This window comes from Exiguobacterium sp. B2(2022) (assembly GCF_028823655.1).
GTDB lineage: Bacteria > Bacillota > Bacilli > Exiguobacteriales > Exiguobacteriaceae > Exiguobacterium > Exiguobacterium aestuarii_A.
In genome coordinates this window covers 25,843-42,170 of sequence record NZ_JAPEHX010000022.1, presented here as the reverse complement: position 1 = coordinate 42,170, position 16,328 = coordinate 25,843, and the positions used below count along the sequence as shown (strand labels likewise).

Sequence of the window (16,328 nt, the reverse complement as noted above, 5' to 3'; positions counted from 1 at the left end):
CGAAGCTTGCGCTTCATTCAAAAATTGTAAAACTTATTTTTTTTTTGCCTCATCGTTCAGTTTTCAAAGTTCGTCTGCCGCTCTTGGCGACTAAATGATAATAACATTTAATTCTTTTTGATGTCAACAACTTATTTGTTTGTTCAACATTTGTCGCTGGCAACAGAGATAACTATATCACCTGCTTTTTAATCTTGCAAGCATTATTCTAAAAAAACTTTTGATTATTTTTCGTATCTTCATAAAGTTTGAATCTCAACTTCTAAAAGGAAGAACAGATCACTTTAAAGAATACACTTATATCTAATAACGACTATCAACCGATAAGGAGTCACATTCATGATCCAAACCGATTTACAAAAACCAAAAAAGCGTTCCCCGTTTAGAATCTGGTCCGGTACACAAGTATACACAATGAAACGACGATTGGAATGGATAACGGATAAACGACAATACGTATCGAAACAAAACATTGAACCAATGTCTCATCTCATCTTCACACACCGAACTCCCCTCTATCGACAGCTACGCGATGTAGACATGGAAGTTCAACATAATAAAGTCACGAATCTAAAGATCGCAATCGCAAACCTAAACGGAGCCATCCTAACACCGAACGACGTCTTTTCTTATTGGAAGATGATCGGAAAGCCCACCAAACGAAAAGGTTATGTCGATGGCATGATTCTGCATTACGGAAAGGTCACCTCAGGAATCGGTGGTGGCTTATGCCAACTATCTAACCTCATTTATTGGATTACACTTCATAGCCCATTGACTGTAACTGAGCGTTATCGTCATAGCTACGACGTGTTTCCTGACTATCGAAGAGACCAACCATTCGGAAGTGGCGCAACATGCTCTTACAATTATCTCGATTTACAAATTACAAATCAAACCGCACAAACATATCAACTCCTTCTATATATAGAGGGAGATTATCTCGTAGGTGAATGGCGCTCTACCATCCCGAATAAAGAGCAGTATCATATATATGAAGAAAACCATCATTTCACCCGTGAGTGGTGGGGAGGGACAATACGACACAATCAGATTTTCAGAGAGGTCACTTCAATGAATGGCACTCATCTCCGGAATGAATTCATTACAGAAAACCATGCCATCACGATGTATGACCCTTTCCTAACTGAAAATACTGCATACAAAAAAGCCGACTCTTAATGGAAGAGCCGGCTTTTCAAATGAACTTATGCGTGTGGTAAGAACATGAAGTATGCCAAGAAGATGATTAACATCCCATACATGATTGGATGAATTTCTTTTGTCTTTCCTTTCGCAATCATCATGAGTGGGTAAAGGATGAACCCAAGTCCAATTCCTGTTGCGATTGAAGATGTCAAAGGCATCATAATGATCGTCAAGAAAGCTGGTACGGCGATTTCGATTTTCTTCCAATCGATATCAAGAAGAGCCGAAGCCATGAGCACACCGACAATGATTAATGCAGGAGCCGTAACCGGCGCTGTTACAACCGCCAAGAGAGGTGAGAAGAACAATGCCAAACCAAAGAACAATCCTGCGAACACCGCCGTCAAACCTGTACGTCCACCTGCAGCAACACCAGCTGACGATTCAACATATGAAGTCGCTGTAGATGTTCCGAAGATCGCACCCGCTACCGTTGCTGTCGAATCAGCCATTAACGCCTTACTTGCGCGCGGTACTTTATTTTCTTTCATGATTCCTGCTTGACGCGCCACGGCAACGAGCGTACCAGCCGTATCAAAGAAATCGATGAAAAAGAACGTTAAGATGACAATCAGCATTTGGAGAGTGAACACGTCACTGAAGTTGATGAACGCTTGACCGAACGTTGATGACATGCTCGGTGGCATTGACACAACATCAGAGATTGCCGTCGGAGTCGGAACGAGACCGAAGATCATACCAACGATTGCCGTCAACAACATCCCGATGAAGATTCCACCTTTTACATCACGCGCCATGAGCAACGCACTGACAACAAGTCCGAATACAGCAAGAAGTGTCGTTCCCGTTCCAAGTGAACCGAGACTTACGAGTGTCGCTTCGTTCGCTACGACGATTCCTGCGTTTTTCAATCCGATGAAAGCGATAAAGAAACCAATGCCTGCTGCCACTGCCATTTTGAGTGGCGCTGGAATCGCGTTAACAATTGTTTCGCGAATACCAGAAAGCGTCAATACGATGAAGAAGAGACCTGATACGAGTACACCCGACAAAGCCGTTTGCCACGGTACACCCATTCCGATAACAACGCTATATGCGAAGAACGCGTTGAGGCCCATGCCCGGCGCAATCGCAATCGGATAATTCGCTAAAAGTCCCATTGTCAATGAACCGACTACTGCAACAAGTCCAGTTGCGACGAAGACCGCGCCTGTATCCATCCCCGCTGCCCCGAGAACGTTTGGGTTCACGAAAAGGATGTACGCCATTGCGAGGAACGTTGTGAATCCTGCAATCAATTCAGTGCGGACACTCGTTCCAAGTGCTGTGAGTTGGAAGTAACGATCAATCCGACTCGTTGTAGGTTGTTGCTGTTCTTGCTTGAGCTGTGTGCTCATTTGTTTTCCTCCTTGTACTCGCCGTAAAACGAGAAAAGGCCCCCGGCAAATGACCGAGGACCCCACGCGAAACATACGAGGGCATACACCCTCATCTATGTCTCGCCGTAGTGAAATCATTTAAGGTGATTTCGTAGAGACTCTCGGGCCATATCCCCGACATTATACGGCAAAATATTTTATAATTGTTCGGTTATAATAAGAACGTTCTTATCATATCAGCGTGAAAATAGAATGTCAACTAAATTCACGGATTTTACATCTTAAAAAAACGTTAATGTTCGGTTTTAAGACAAAACAGAGGGTGTGAGCCCTCTGTTTGACTTATTCCCATTCGATTGTTGCAGGTGGCTTAGACGTAATGTCATACAGCACACGGTTGACGTGGCTGACTTCATTGACGATACGGACAGAGATTTTCTCAAGTACATCCCATGGAATGCGCGCCCAATCAGACGTCATCCCATCAATTGATGTAACGGCACGGACGCCGACTGCATAGTCGTACGTACGCTCATCACCCATAACTCCAACTGAGCGAATCGGTGTGAGAACCGTGAAGTATTGCCAGATATCTCGTTCAAGACCTGCCTTCTTCACTTCTTCGCGCAAAATTGCATCTGATTCACGGACAATTTCGAGTTTCTCTTCCGTGATTTCACCAAGTACACGAATTCCTAGACCCGGGCCTGGGAATGGCTGGCGCCACACGATATAGTCAGGAAGACCGAGCTCAGTACCGAGCGCACGGACTTCATCTTTAAAGAGCGTGTTGAGTGGCTCGATCAGTGTGAAGTTCATGTCTTCTGGCAATCCACCGACATTATGGTGTGATTTGATCGTTTGCGCTGTATCTGTCCCACTCTCGATAATATCTGTATAGAGCGTTCCTTGTGCGAGGAAGTCCATATCGACAAGTTTCGATGCTTCTTCATCAAATACATAGATGAACTCGTTTCCGATAATCTTACGTTTTTGTTCAGGATCCGACACACCAGCCAACTTCGTCAAGAAACGTTCCTGCGCATCGATTTTAATGACCTTCATGTTAAACCCGTCAGCGAACGTCTTCATGACGCTATCTGCTTCTCCTTTACGAAGGAGACCGTGGTCGACGAACATACATGTCAATTGATCACCGATTGCGCGATGCACGAGTGCCGCAACGACAGAAGAGTCGACGCCACCTGAAAGGGCACAAAGTACTTGCTTGTCGCCGACGATTTCACGAATCTTTTCGACTTCGAGGTCAATAAAGTTTTCCATTGACCATTCACCTTTAGCACCACACACTTCATAGATGAAGTTTTTCAAGATGTCGTTCCCATACTCCGAGTGACGAACCTCTGGGTGATATTGAACACCATACATTTTCAACTCATCGTTTTTAATCGAAGCGACCGGGCAAGATGGGTTCGTTCCGTCAACGATGAATCCTTCAGGTGCTTCCATGACGAGGTCGCCGTGGCTCATCCAAACTGTATGTTCAACAGGAAGTCCATTATAGATGGCTGATGCTTCCGGCGTTGAGAACAATGTCGCTTTTCCATACTCACGGTGTGCAGCACGTTCGACACGACCACCGAAATGATGCGTCATGAGCTGCATGCCGTAACAGATTCCGAAGATTGGAATACCTAATTCGAAAATTTCCGGGTCACAACGATATGCACCTTCTGCGTATACGCTGTTCGGTCCACCAGAGAAGATGATGCCGACCGGGTTCAATTCGCGAATCTCCGCTGCAGTCATTTTATGTGAATGCAACTCACTGTATACGCCAAGGTCACGGACACGACGCGTGATCAACTGGTTATACTGTCCACCAAAATCGAGCACCAAAATCATTTCTTGTTCTACTTTCACGAAATCTCCACCTTTCTGCCTTCTCCTCAAAAAAAGGACGAGCCTCTCCCCAGATTATCCAAACCGAAGAAGAAGCACGCCCTTTTCTTTGTATGCGAAACGTGCTCCTTCATAGTCGGTCCATTTACGGTGGTCCGGTAGAGACTCTCGCGCCAATTCACGAGTATATACGAAGGAATGCCATGTTCAATTATCTAACTAATGCGTCTATCTTACTTGATGCATCCCGTCACTTCAACTCATAATTCTACGAATCATGATTTTCCAATATTCTTTATATTTTGAATTCGGTTCTTGTTCGGCGTAAACTGCTTGCTCGAACAAGGCCGTCAAACGCGTCATGTCGTTCGTTTCGTAATAGGCATCGACTTCTTTGGCAAGCTCCGACGGCGTACGCCCTTCGACTTTAAATCCGTTCGCGCGAAGTCGCTTCACTAAATAGCGATGCATCGATACGAGACTACCGTCTGTGAGCGGACGACTCATCCACCAGACGTACATGATTTGCCGCTCAATGATTTTCCGGTTCCAAATGACAACGGCCACAAGGAAAAGAATGACAATCCACCCCCATACCGGGATACTGCGAGACTCTTCTTGTGCCTCACCTGTTGTGACATCATCGATCAACAAATCTTCTTGTGGACGATTTTGCGCATTGTTGTCTTGTGTTGCCTGCGGATCATTCGTTGCCGGTGTCGTATCATCTGTGTCCGTTTCTCGTTCCATCTGTAGTAAGTTCGCATCTGAGAAGCTGATCGTCGCCTCTAACGGGACCCAACCTGCACCTTCGATAAAATACTCGACCCACGAATGGGCGTGACGGTTACGAATCGTATGCTCTTCCTCACCTTGAACAACTCCTCGCGTATCACCCATTGTAAATCCTTTTACCCAACGTGTCGGGATTCCATTCGCCCGTAATAAGACGGCTGCTGACGTAGAGAAGTTATCACAATATCCAATCTGTGTGTCGAACAAGAATTGGTCTACATAATCGGTTTCCCCTTCTGGTTGCGCGACATTTTCCGTATCGTATTGAAATTCTCCGTTTCGGAAATACGCTTCTACCGCTTCTGCTTTCTCATTTGGAGTTTCACTTTCAGCGGTAATCTCCGTAGCCAAGTCACGTACACGATCCGGTAAGGAATCCGGTAGTTGTAAATAGACCCGTTCTTCCTCTTCTGTCAGGGATGTTACCTCTTCATTTAAGGCAAGTTGCTCTTCTGAGAAAGCCGGAACACTATAGCGAAGTTGAATCGTCCGAGGTGTCGCTTGATTTTCGTTTTCAAACACAATTTTTCCGGACGGTTGGATTGTGATGGTCTCGTTCGGAAAAGCTTGTTCCACATCACCGACCAAAAACTCTGTTCCGGACTCCGTCTCCGCTGCTTGTGGGTATTCCCCACCATACGGAACGAACGTCTGTCGGCGTTCAAATCGGAGGAGTGCTTGTTCCGGAGTCGTATCTACATCTGAGTCCACTAACTGCCCACGGTTATAATCAGAATCAAGCACTGGTGCCTCAATCCAACCTTTCCCTGTGTAAATGGCTTTTGATTCAATTCGCCAATAACGAGCCGGGACACCTCGCGCAATAAAGACAATGCCGTCATCCTGTTCAAACGGACCACCTAGCGCCTCATCGTTCACACCATATCCGACCCGACCAGGTCCGTTCCCGTCACCTTCTGTTGTCGCATTCCGGAAACTCGTCGTAATTCGATCGGACCAATCTCCTTCTAATGTCGGGGAGGCACTCGCAAGCGCAACGACGACACTGAGAAGCAAACCGATACTGACGAATCGTACGAGCGATTGACTTGGACGCTTCGCTAAATCCGTGACAAATAGTAATAGAAGTGAGGTGACGATTGCATAAAGGATATTCCCTTCTCCGTCATACAGTGTCCACGTATCGAAATAAGCCATGAGACCGAGCGTTGAAACAATCATCCCAAGTGCGAATCCGTAACTCGGGTATGTTCGTCCAACAAGGATGGCAAATAGTAGACCGATGAGCGCCATCGCAGAGAAGAAAATCGCCTCGTTTGGTAACTCACCGCTTATGACGCCCATAAAATCTTCCATCCATATGCTTCGCCTCGTTTGGTAACTCACCGCTTATGACGCCCATAAAATCTTCCATCCATATGCCGAACCAGTCGAAAATACTTCCGTGATAGACGTATAACACAACTAGGAAATTGAGAAGGGAGATTCCAAGAAATGCACTCCACGGGAGAAGACTGACGAACATTGGGACGATCAGAAGAAAATAAAACGGCCAACTTACATCGAACGTTGTACTTCCAACAATCGGCTCAATCCAAAAAGACAATAAGTAGGCGGCGAGCACTGTATATACAATCCGTGTGATCCACGTCTTCATCCCGTCACCTCATTTACAGCTGTGTATAAGTGATAACTACCTTGCGTTTCATGCATGAGCTCTCGAATCGAAGTCGTTTCAAACGGACTGATCAGAATCAAGTCCCCTGTTTGTTGAGGCAAGTTTTGTTTCACACGCTCGACAAGACGCCCCTCCGCTTCAGGAGTCGCAGTTAACAGATAGTGTCCGACTTCTGCACTTTGATCCGGAAGATGGAATAAACGGACCTGTTCTTCAATGACATATAGCTCAAACGGCAAGTTCTTTCGTTCCAACTGTCGAATCGCACCAACGAGCAAGGACAACGAACGTTCAAACGCCTCCTCATACCCGGCAGAGACTGCCGGGACGAATACGAGCGAAAGTTTCTTTTCTTGCTCTTGGTCAAATGTTTTTGTCATCAAGTTCCCACGTCGAGCGGATGCTTTCCAGTCAATCCGACCAATTCGGTCCCCTGCCGCGTATTCACGGACACCGCTCGTCGTATTGGCCACTTCCGTATAAGTACGCATTTGACGATATTGTTCGCCGCGTCCTCCGACATGTTCATCCCGCGGAAGGTCGAACGGAAGTTCAGCAGGTGACACTTCTACGACCGTTTCGATTCGCAACGTCCGCTTCCGGTCGAATAAACCAAACACATCGCGTACATGAAGAACCGTTCGGTCAAAGACATGAATTCCCCGCTTAATCGCATTGACCTCGTAATGGACCTCTTCGGCGCGTCGAAAGAAACGGTCTACCGGTACGATGATTGTCCTGTCTTCATCAATCAATCGTTGTGGCAATCGTTCTTCTAACGTCACCATTCCAATCAAAAAAGGATATTTTCGTTCGATTCGTAACTCGACGTCCATTGATTGACCCGAGACGAGACGTTTCGTCGTGACTCGTCGTGACACATTTGCCGCAGTGACCGGATAAATCATAAAGAGCGTCCAATAAACCGTCAACACCACGAACGACCACCATAATGTCGAAGCAACGATACTCCCTTCGATACGGGCAAATGCGTACAACCCGAATGCCGCCGCCCATACAACGAACAGCTTCATCCAGTTTTTCATACCTCGTTGACCTCACGATCCATCGGGACAGGCAACGTATCAAGCCAACCTTGAATCAATTGATTTGGTGTTTTTCCTTTATAACGTGCTTCCGCCGTCAACAAGACGCGATGTCCAAGCACACTCGTCGCCATCGCCTTGACATCATCCGGTAACACGAAGTCACGATTATGAATATACGCCCATGCCTGCGCCGCTTTCATCAATGCGAGCGTAGCTCGCGGACTACCTCCTAAATACGTATGGGGATCCTTCCGTGACTCATGTACCAATCGTACAATGTATTGTTTGACGGCACTTGATACATGAACCTCTCTCACTTCACGTTGCATGAGTTCTACTTCTTGTTTTGTAATGACACTATGAAGTGCATCAAGCGGCTCGTCCTTTTCAAAACGACTTAAGAGTGCGATTTCTTCATTAAATGTTGGATAACCCATCTCGATTTTGAGTAAGAAGCGGTCCAACTGTGCTTCCGGTAATGGATACGTCCCTTCATGCTCAATCGGGTTTTGTGTCGCCATGACGAAAAATGGTGAAGGTAACACTTTCAACTCACCGTCTACCGTGACACTCCGCTCGGCCATTGCCTCGAGAAGAGCGGACTGCGTTTTTGGTGAAGTTCGGTTAATTTCATCCGCTAAGATAATATTGCCCATGAGCGGTCCCGGACGATATTCGAACTCTCTCGTTTTTTGGTTGTACATTGAGATCCCCGTCAAGTCGGACGGCAACATGTCTGGCGTGAATTGAATTCGCTTAAAATCTAAGTCGATTGCCCGGCTAAACGTACGAACGAGCATCGTTTTCCCGACGCCCGGTACATCTTCTAGAAGAACGTGCCCTCCTGCTAACAAGGCAGTCAGACTCTTGGCGATGACTTCTTCTTTTCCGACAATCACAGTTTCAATGGCAGTTATAATCGATTGGACAGTTGGACGATACATGACGGATTCCCCTTTTTCTCTGAATCTAGGATGACTTGAAGTTAGAATGTTCTGACTTTATTGTGACATAAGAGCATATCGGAATGAAAGAAATACTACATGTAAATACGCTCCTTATTCCTTTACCCAAAAAACGTGCTCGTTCTTTAGAAAAAACGGGCACGTTTGTCGATTATTCAGGACGCTTTACATCAAAAAGTTCACCGAGTGTTGCATAACTATTCCCGGCCATACGGCTGACCGGCGCCAACTGTCTCGCATCGATTCGTCCATGTTCATACAATTCCCGATCAATGTGAAAACGGACAACCCTTGCAATCAACAAGTCTGCTGTCGTTTGTCCTTCATGTTCGATTGGTACATGTTGATGTAAGACACATTCAAATCGAATTTTTGCTTCTTTGATTCCTGGAGTCGCAATCACTTCGCTCGGTTGAATTGTGAACGTTGTACGTGACAGCTCACTCTCATCAGCGTCAAGATTCGCAGCCGTCTCATTCACATCGTGAATATTCGTTTCGTCAACAACATGGATGACAAGTTCTTTAGTCGTAATTGCGTTTCGTGCCGTATCTTTCATCACGCCATTTTTTCGTTGAATAGACACGGAGACGAGAGGCGGATTGGAAGCGACTACGTTGAAGTAACTGAATGGAGCAGCGTTGATCACGTCCCTATTACGTGTCGTTACAAAGGCGATTGGTCGCGGTACAATACTGCCAATCAAAAACTTATACGTGTCCCGCTCAGTTAAAGCGGATGGTTCAATGGATAACATTTAGTCACGCTCCTCGTTTTTATCTTAAATTCAAGATAATAATTATTGATGATCTTGTCAACGACTAGAAAGTTGGGACGTGTATATTTCAATCATTTCGGGTAAATCGCTTTATGTGCTAGATATGCACATCACGTAAGCAAATTAATTCAATTTCCTTTCCCTTTTTCATAAAATGCAGGGCAAGGAAAAGATGGCCTATCGTTTTTTATGTTCAAGGAAGGAAGTAGAACGAATGATCAGCAAGTGGATTGAACAACTAAACAGTCGTCAAATACTCAGTATTTTATATAGCGTATGCGGATTTAGTCTCATTTTAACTGCCATTGGAGCCTGGTTTGTTCGAGATGGAAATGTGTCTACTCTCGAACTTACCGCCCTTCGGTGGATTTGGATGATGGGACTCGTCATGTTCATTAGCGCTATTCTTTTGATTGGGCGTCCGCTCATCAAACGAATGGCCGATCAAAACAGTAGACTTAAAATGAAAAAAGAAAAACTCGAAAATGTGATTAAAGAGTCAAAGTTGAACGAAATGAATCTTCAATACCGCAATGAATTGATCGAAGTATTGGCGTCGAAAGAATCTTTATTTGATTATTCTTCTGTCATCGAAAAAATCGTATTACTCACGAAGTCTGAATTCGGCGCTTTGTTACTCACTAAAGACGGAGAAATCACGTCTGTCGTACCAAAAGAAATGACGGAAGACCAACAAGAGAGTCTCAAAAAGGAATCACTGCTTCTTAAACGTGTCATGATTTCAAAATCGCCTGCAGCTACGTCAAAGCGGGTCGTCGATGCCTTGCACACGTATCCGTATTATATTTATGAAACGGTCATCCCAATTATGGACCCGTCAGATAACAGCCTGATTGGTTGCCTATATTTGGCCCGTTACGATGAACACTATGACGCAAGTGAAAAGTCTGAACTGAATGCGTTCGCTAGTCAGCTCGCCATTTCACTGCTTCGGATGCAACTTTATCGTCAGATGCAACAAGATCGAAAAGAAACCGCTCAATTGATCAATTCCGTGCGCGAAGCCATTTTATACGTGAACTATGAAGACGATACTGTCGTTGGAAATCGCGCGTTTATTCGCATGTTTGATGACCTTCACTTTGACTATAAAGGGTATGAAGAGTTGTCAGCGATTGATATCGATATCGAGCAACTCGCAGAACGTGTGGATCAGCATGAACAATTCGTTCGTTACTTCGAACGCGTCTTTTCACAAGATACGCCTGAAGACGGACTTACAATTTCAATCGATCAAGGTGATTGTTTCATTCAGCTTTATGCCGAAAGCGTCTATCGCGATCGTCGACTTCGTGGAACGATGCTTGTGCTACGTGACGTTACTGCTGAGACCGAGGTAGATCGAATGAAGTCGGAGCTCGTTTCGACCGTATCACATGAGTTGCGAACGCCCCTTTCTTCAATCTATGGCTTTACGGAGCTCATGTTGTCACGTGATTTGAAAGAAAATCGACGAGAGCTTTATTTAAAAACGATTCATGATGAGGCGAAACGATTATCTTATCTCGTTAATGATTTCTTGGACCTCCAAAAAATGGAGTCTGGGAAACAAACGTTTGAATGGGAACCGGTCGATTTGTATAAACTCGCCACAGACAGTGTGACGTTTTATCAAGAAACGACTGATCAACATGAATTGTTTATCGACGCCGATGCTGAAGAGAATTTTATAATCGATGCAGACTTAGAAGGAATGCGTCAGTTACTCGGCAATTTATTAAGTAACGCCATTAAATACTCACCAGACGGGGGGAACATCCTCGTGTCACTCGAACGAGTAGACGAACAAGTCGTGATGAAGGTGCGAGATCACGGAATGGGTATTCCAAGCGCCTCTCTCCCTCATCTCTTTGGAAAGTTTTATCGTGTCGACAACTCAGATCGTCGTAAAATTGGCGGTACTGGGCTCGGGCTCGCAATCTGTAAAGAAATCGCTAAAGCACACGATGGTCAACTTCACGTGGAGTCGGTCTACGGAGAAGGAAGTACCTTCATCTGTGAGTTACCAACTTCAAAAGAACACATCATGCAATAACACGGTCAATCAGACCGTGTTATTTTTAACTCTTTTTCAGAAAAAACGGAAGGAGTTCTTTTACAAAATATAGAAAACCACAAATAGTAAACTGAGAGTATGAAAAGAGCTACACCCTACCCAATTATTTTTGCACGTATTGGAGCAAAAACAAGATATACTGATTATAAAGAGATGTTAGGATCGGAGGGCTTGCCATTGGATCATCGTGACCCACCTTTTTCAGAAATTGGAGACTTTAAACAATGGGGGCGTTTTGAAATCGATGTCCCTCACATGGGGGAGCAGGCGAAGTTCCAAAAAGCTGCCGCATTAGTCCGAAAACATATTCCATTGCGACTAGGTGGATTTTATATTATTGCGAGCGAAGAGCAAATTTTGCACAGTGGCTCATATGAAGGAAATCTTCAAAAACACTTCATTCATTTATTGCAGCAAGTCCATAACGGTCATTTAACAGATGAGCGTCTTGTTCAAGAACAAGTCTGGACGGTGCATTATTTTACAACGCCATAAAAAAGAACTCGAATCGGTACGCTTACTGATTTCGAGTTCTTTTTTATTTATTCCCAGCGTGACATAATTGCTACAGTTTTTTCATAATATTCTGTAGCCAGCTTATATTTCCCTGCGTTTCTTAATTCTCTTGATAACCACAACGCGTATTTATGCGTATAATATTCATCGTACGCTTCAAAATAGCCCACTGCTCTTTTTAAACTTTCAATAAAAGCGTTGTGATCTTCAAATTTGTACTTATTCAAGTAAATATCAAAATGATAACGAAACTCTATTAAATTATCTTCATTACCCTTTAACTCATAACCTGTTTCTAACCACTTCATGATTCCCTCGATATTTTGTTGAGCTACATTCACTTCAAGAAGTGACATGACACTCAATAGCTTACTCTTTTTATCTTCTTTTAAATTGAAACCATCCAAAAAGTATTGTTGAGCTTTTTCTTGATCACCAATAAGAAAATGAATGTCACCTATGTTGTTGTATAGCATCCCAAAATAATTATTTAATCTCGCGGTCTCAGCGACTTTTGCAGCTTTTTCGTAATGCTCAAGAGCTGTAGTGTAACGTTTACGACGCTTAAATGAAAGACCAATAATCATATGCGACTCAATAATTCTTTCTAAACAAAAATTGTCCTGAAAATATCCTAATGAAGCTCGTACGTTTTCAATAGCTTGCAAATAATCAGTAAATCGATGATACAATGCCCCGATGATATAATGCATATCTGCTACTTCCCAGTCAGGCATATTTGTATTTTTCAACCTTTGTCCAATCTGTTCTAACAAATTTATTATCGTCTCTCGATCTGCTGTTTGATATTGAAACATATACAGACAGTGAATAATGTCATATCTTAATCTATTATCAAAATCTAGTTGATCTTCAATCCACCCTACTTCAATTAAATAGTTTGAATTGCCTTTCGGTGTCATACCAAATCTAGCCAATGTAATCATTAGTGTTATATATAGTTCTTTAGACTGAAGTACCACAGGATTCGTTTTATATTCTTCTATTCTTTTTAAATAATTTTCTTCTTTCCGAGATAGAATTGCTTCTTTTAAAATTTCTCTAATTTCAACCTTCACCTGATGTACTTTTTCGCTAAAATCATAATATAGAGGGATGTCTAGTTCTAATCTTTCAAAGATCAATTCTAATACGGTTTCGCTTGGAGAAGTTTGGTTGTTCTCGATTTTACTTAAATAGGAAATAGAGCATATGCCTCTAGCGAGAACGGACTGCTTCATATTTTTTCTCATGCGCTCTACTTTAATAACGTTTCCGTAATTATGTTCCATATCAATTAGTAACTCCCTTAGTACTAAAGTATTTTAAGTTTCTTTAATAATAGGCTTTTTGTCACGTATTGAAGAAACTGATTAGAAAAAGGTCTAAATAACAGTACTTTTTGACGATGATTTTCCCAACCTGTTCGTCCCCTTCATTAATAGAAAGCATGATAATATTGAACTAGTTAAAAAACTTCTACCGAATGCTTTAGTATTTTTTAACTAGTCCACTGACGTTTAGCTATGAATAAGGGGTGAAATCACAAATGGGAAAATTAAGTTTTCTACTCGCGGAAGACTACATTAAACCTAAAATTTACTTTAAGTCAAAACAAGCATCGACTATGAATGACATATTTACTTCTGAAGATAAACAGTATTTTTCAGGTTTAGAAAATCTGCCCCCATTGTTGAATGCACCTAGAGGTTTTATTGTAAACGCTTTTCAAATTGATTACTATCAATCCTTACCCCGACTTATCGCTAGATCTTTGAAAAAAACTCACTCATTTAAAAAGCTATACATTTTAGGACCAGAATTATCTCTTTCCATTTTAAAAAGAAGTACCAAAACCATTTACGAAACACAGTATAATGACTATGAGTATATTAATGTAGAGCAAGATACTGACTTCGTAACAAGCCAATGTGAAAAACTAATTCAAGAAGGACATATTTTATACATTCTTCCTGAGACGAACGTTTGTTGGAAACCGCAACATAAAACCGATTCTGCTGATCTTTCTCACTCACTTTGCAGCACATTATTTAGCCAACAACTGCAAGTCCCTATCTTAGCAACAGCTCATGAGAATGAATCTGATAAAGTTATTATTTTTCCGTCAGACTCTCCAGATTCATATAGTGGCGAGCTAGACAGTCGTATCTACGCACAATCCGAAGCTTTATGTCACTTACTAGAATCTACAAAAATATAATTCACATGCACCTTCAACATACTAGGAATTACAGCTTCATCAAATAAACAATTAATCTAATGGAGGTTATTCAAATGAAAAAAATTACAGGAGTATTATTCTTAGCAACGGCTGTTTTACTTTTAGGGAGTGCAGTCAAACCGTTGGCAGATGAAATGCCACGCATCGTCAAGGTTGAACAACCTATTAAATCATATGCAGATGAAATGCCACGTATCGTTAAAGTTGAGCAGCCTGTCAAATTATTTGCTGATGAAATGCCGCGCATCGTTAAGGTTGACGCTCCTATCATCCTTTTCGCAGACGAAATGCCACGTATTGTATGACAATGTTTTAAAAAATATAAAAACATACAATCCTTTACATCAATCATCTTAGACGCCTCGTGCGTCTTTTTTATTTGTAATAGTCCTTTATATTTCAAAAAAAGATAAATAAATTAAATATTAATGACCATTTTTTTCTTTATTATCTATATAATAATAGTGATTTGTTGATCGAATAATGAAACGTTCAACTATTTTTCTGCAAAGGAGTCACTATTTTGAAAATGTTAAAGTCTAAATTACATACAAAATTGTTTATCAGCTCGACACTCATCGTCTCGGCTGTGACATTTACACCATTTGATTTCCAATCTCCATCTTCTCTCAATCATCGCGTTGAAGCAGCTACGAAATATTACACAACGACCGTCAATTTAAATCTTCGTAAGATGGCCTCTACTTCGGGAACAATTTTGACGACGATTCCTTCTGGAAAAACCGTCACGTATATCAGTACATACGGATCATGGTACCGCGTTTCCTATAATGGAACTGTCGGATACGTATCTTCTCAATATCTTAAAACATATCAGCCGACCACTGTGAAAACCTACACGACAACAGCAAATTTGAATCTTCGTAAAATGGCATCGACTTCAGGCACGATTTTAACGACGATTCCGAGTGGAAAAGAAGTGATTTATCTCAGTACATATGGCTCGTGGTATCGCGTGTCTTACAACGGAACAATTGGGTATGTGTCTTCCCAGTATGTCAAAGTCACATCTTCCTCTACGATTACGCCAGATTCAACAGCAACCTACTATACTACCGCAAACTTGAATCTTCGCAAGATGGCATCGACTTCAGGTACGATTTTACTAACCATTCCTTCAGGCAGTGCTGTGACGTATCTGAGCATGTATGGTTCTTGGTATCGCGTTACTTATAAAGGTGTCACGGGCTATGTTTCTTCTCAGTATGTAACAACATCTAGCGGAGGAGATGCGGACACGTCTCAAAAAACGATCGTCATCGATGCAGGACACGGTGGGAATGACCCTGGTGCTGTTTATGGATCGGTATACGAAAAAGTCATTGCCCTTGATATGGCGAAACGATTGATGAGCACGTTGACGAACACCTATGACTACAACGTCAAATTGACCCGTTCGACCGATATGTATCTTTCCTTATCAGAACGTGTCTCATTGAGTAAATCGTATAAAGCGGATGTTTTCGTTAGTCTCCATGCAAACTCATCTGTGTACAGCTCTGCACATGGACATGAGGTGCTCGTGCCGACAACGGAAAGCTACACGACAAATCCATACGTTTCTGCGAGTCGATCGCTTGGTTCTTCGATTAATCAAGAGATTGGTTCACGTATTTCGGCCGTTCAAAACCGTGGCGTGAAATACCAAAATGTATATGTTGTCGGGAAAAATGTCGTTCCCTCCACACTTGTTGAGTATGGCTTTATCAGTAACTCAAATGATCGTGCCTATTTGACGAATGCGACGAACCGCCAACAGATGGCGAATGCGACAGCGACCGGTATTCATCAGTTCATGCGTTCTTATTATTAACAAATAAGGAACTTAGCATTC

At 42.8% G+C, this 16,328-nt stretch carries 14 protein-coding genes and 2 riboswitches; of the genes, 6 read left to right on the top strand and 8 right to left on the bottom strand.

Going from position 1 to position 16,328, the window contains the following annotated elements; translation table 11 throughout:
• Positions 1-339 precede the first annotated feature (339 nt).
• On the top strand, positions 340-1,182 hold the full coding sequence (locus ON063_RS06215; protein ID WP_274664559.1) for a VanW family protein: 843 nt from the start codon (positions 340-342) through the stop codon (positions 1,180-1,182).
• A 26-nt stretch (positions 1,183-1,208) separates the two neighbouring features.
• On the opposite strand, the gene ON063_RS06210 is transcribed toward ON063_RS06215, so the two are convergent.
• The 7 genes from ON063_RS06210 to ON063_RS06180 all read right to left on the bottom strand — a co-directional run bounded on the left by ON063_RS06210 (position 1,209) and on the right by ON063_RS06180 (position 9,617).
• On the bottom strand, positions 1,209-2,567 hold the full coding sequence (locus ON063_RS06210; protein ID WP_251125744.1) for an NCS2 family permease: 1,359 nt from the start codon (positions 2,565-2,567) through the stop codon (positions 1,209-1,211).
• 88 nt (positions 2,568-2,655) lie between these two features.
• Positions 2,656-2,757: riboswitch (purine riboswitch) on the bottom strand.
• A gap of 134 nt (positions 2,758-2,891) precedes the next feature.
• Complete coding sequence (guaA, locus tag ON063_RS06205) at positions 2,892-4,415, bottom strand: glutamine-hydrolyzing GMP synthase (protein WP_251127027.1); 1,524 nt, start codon at positions 4,413-4,415, stop codon at positions 2,892-2,894.
• A gap of 110 nt (positions 4,416-4,525) precedes the next feature.
• Positions 4,526-4,626: riboswitch (purine riboswitch) on the bottom strand.
• A 41-nt stretch (positions 4,627-4,667) separates the two neighbouring features.
• A complete protein-coding gene (locus ON063_RS06200; RefSeq protein WP_274664558.1) occupies positions 4,668-6,524 on the bottom strand; it encodes a DUF4129 domain-containing transglutaminase family protein in 1,857 nt (618 codons plus the stop codon).
• Positions 6,493-6,825, bottom strand: coding sequence for a hypothetical protein (locus tag ON063_RS06195; RefSeq protein WP_274664557.1), 333 nt, complete (start codon positions 6,823-6,825; stop codon positions 6,493-6,495). The genes ON063_RS06200 and ON063_RS06195 overlap by 32 nt, the downstream gene beginning before the upstream one ends.
• Positions 6,822-7,892 (bottom strand): DUF58 domain-containing protein, encoded by a 1,071-nt coding sequence (locus tag ON063_RS06190; protein ID WP_214697254.1) that lies wholly within the window; start codon positions 7,890-7,892, stop codon positions 6,822-6,824. Before ON063_RS06190 ends, ON063_RS06195 begins: the two co-directional genes overlap by 4 nt.
• Positions 7,889-8,839, bottom strand: a complete 951-nt coding sequence (locus ON063_RS06185; protein WP_214786260.1) for an AAA family ATPase — start codon at positions 8,837-8,839, stop codon at positions 7,889-7,891. The genes ON063_RS06190 and ON063_RS06185 overlap by 4 nt, the downstream gene beginning before the upstream one ends.
• A 172-nt stretch (positions 8,840-9,011) precedes the next feature.
• Positions 9,012-9,617, bottom strand: coding sequence for a flavin reductase family protein (locus tag ON063_RS06180; protein ID WP_274664556.1), 606 nt, complete (start codon positions 9,615-9,617; stop codon positions 9,012-9,014).
• 235 nt (positions 9,618-9,852) lie between these two features.
• Here ON063_RS06180 and ON063_RS06175 point away from each other — a divergent pair, with 235 nt between their 5' ends.
• Positions 9,853-11,694 (top strand): ATP-binding protein, encoded by a 1,842-nt coding sequence (locus ON063_RS06175; protein WP_274664555.1) that lies wholly within the window; start codon positions 9,853-9,855, stop codon positions 11,692-11,694.
• Between the two features lie 99 nt (positions 11,695-11,793).
• Positions 11,794-12,210: a hypothetical protein gene (locus ON063_RS06170; RefSeq protein ID WP_274664554.1), complete on the top strand. Its 417-nt coding sequence runs from the start codon at positions 11,794-11,796 to the stop codon at positions 12,208-12,210.
• A 47-nt stretch (positions 12,211-12,257) separates the two neighbouring features.
• Here ON063_RS06170 and ON063_RS06165 read toward each other — a convergent pair whose 3' ends face one another.
• The gene (locus tag ON063_RS06165; protein WP_274664553.1) at positions 12,258-13,523 is read right to left on the bottom strand and encodes a tetratricopeptide repeat protein; all 1,266 of its coding nucleotides are present in this window, start codon (positions 13,521-13,523) and stop codon (positions 12,258-12,260) included.
• A gap of 257 nt (positions 13,524-13,780) precedes the next feature.
• Here ON063_RS06165 and ON063_RS06160 point away from each other — a divergent pair, with 257 nt between their 5' ends.
• From ON063_RS06160 to ON063_RS06150, 3 genes are all read left to right on the top strand, one after another.
• Positions 13,781-14,452, top strand: coding sequence for a hypothetical protein (locus ON063_RS06160; protein ID WP_274664552.1), 672 nt, complete (start codon positions 13,781-13,783; stop codon positions 14,450-14,452).
• 74 nt (positions 14,453-14,526) lie between these two features.
• Entirely contained in the window at positions 14,527-14,778 is a 252-nt protein-coding gene (locus ON063_RS06155) for a hypothetical protein (protein ID WP_274664551.1), read from the top strand.
• 224 nt (positions 14,779-15,002) lie between these two features.
• Positions 15,003-16,307, top strand: a complete 1,305-nt coding sequence (locus ON063_RS06150) for an N-acetylmuramoyl-L-alanine amidase (RefSeq protein WP_274664561.1) — start codon at positions 15,003-15,005, stop codon at positions 16,305-16,307.
• Positions 16,308-16,328 lie beyond the last annotated feature (21 nt).

Coding starts and splice junctions, on each gene's coding strand:
- ON063_RS06215 (WP_274664559.1), top strand. CDS start 340: ATGATCCAAACCGATTTACAAAAACCAAAAAAGCGTTCCCCGTTTAGA.
- ON063_RS06210 (WP_251125744.1), bottom strand. CDS start 2,567: ATGAGCACACAGCTCAAGCAAGAACAGCAACAACCTACAACGAGTCGG.
- guaA (WP_251127027.1), bottom strand. CDS start 4,415: ATGATTTTGGTGCTCGATTTTGGTGGACAGTATAACCAGTTGATCACG.
- ON063_RS06200 (WP_274664558.1), bottom strand. CDS start 6,524: ATGGAAGATTTTATGGGCGTCATAAGCGGTGAGTTACCAAACGAGGCG.
- ON063_RS06195 (WP_274664557.1), bottom strand. CDS start 6,825: ATGAAGACGTGGATCACACGGATTGTATATACAGTGCTCGCCGCCTAC.
- ON063_RS06190 (WP_214697254.1), bottom strand. CDS start 7,892: ATGAAAAACTGGATGAAGCTGTTCGTTGTATGGGCGGCGGCATTCGGG.
- ON063_RS06185 (WP_214786260.1), bottom strand. CDS start 8,839: ATGTATCGTCCAACTGTCCAATCGATTATAACTGCCATTGAAACTGTG.
- ON063_RS06180 (WP_274664556.1), bottom strand. CDS start 9,617: ATGTTATCCATTGAACCATCCGCTTTAACTGAGCGGGACACGTATAAG.
- ON063_RS06175 (WP_274664555.1), top strand. CDS start 9,853: ATGATCAGCAAGTGGATTGAACAACTAAACAGTCGTCAAATACTCAGT.
- ON063_RS06170 (WP_274664554.1), top strand. CDS start 11,794: ATGAAAAGAGCTACACCCTACCCAATTATTTTTGCACGTATTGGAGCA.
- ON063_RS06165 (WP_274664553.1), bottom strand. CDS start 13,523: ATGGAACATAATTACGGAAACGTTATTAAAGTAGAGCGCATGAGAAAA.
- ON063_RS06160 (WP_274664552.1), top strand. CDS start 13,781: ATGGGAAAATTAAGTTTTCTACTCGCGGAAGACTACATTAAACCTAAA.
- ON063_RS06155 (WP_274664551.1), top strand. CDS start 14,527: ATGAAAAAAATTACAGGAGTATTATTCTTAGCAACGGCTGTTTTACTT.
- ON063_RS06150 (WP_274664561.1), top strand. CDS start 15,003: ATGTTAAAGTCTAAATTACATACAAAATTGTTTATCAGCTCGACACTC.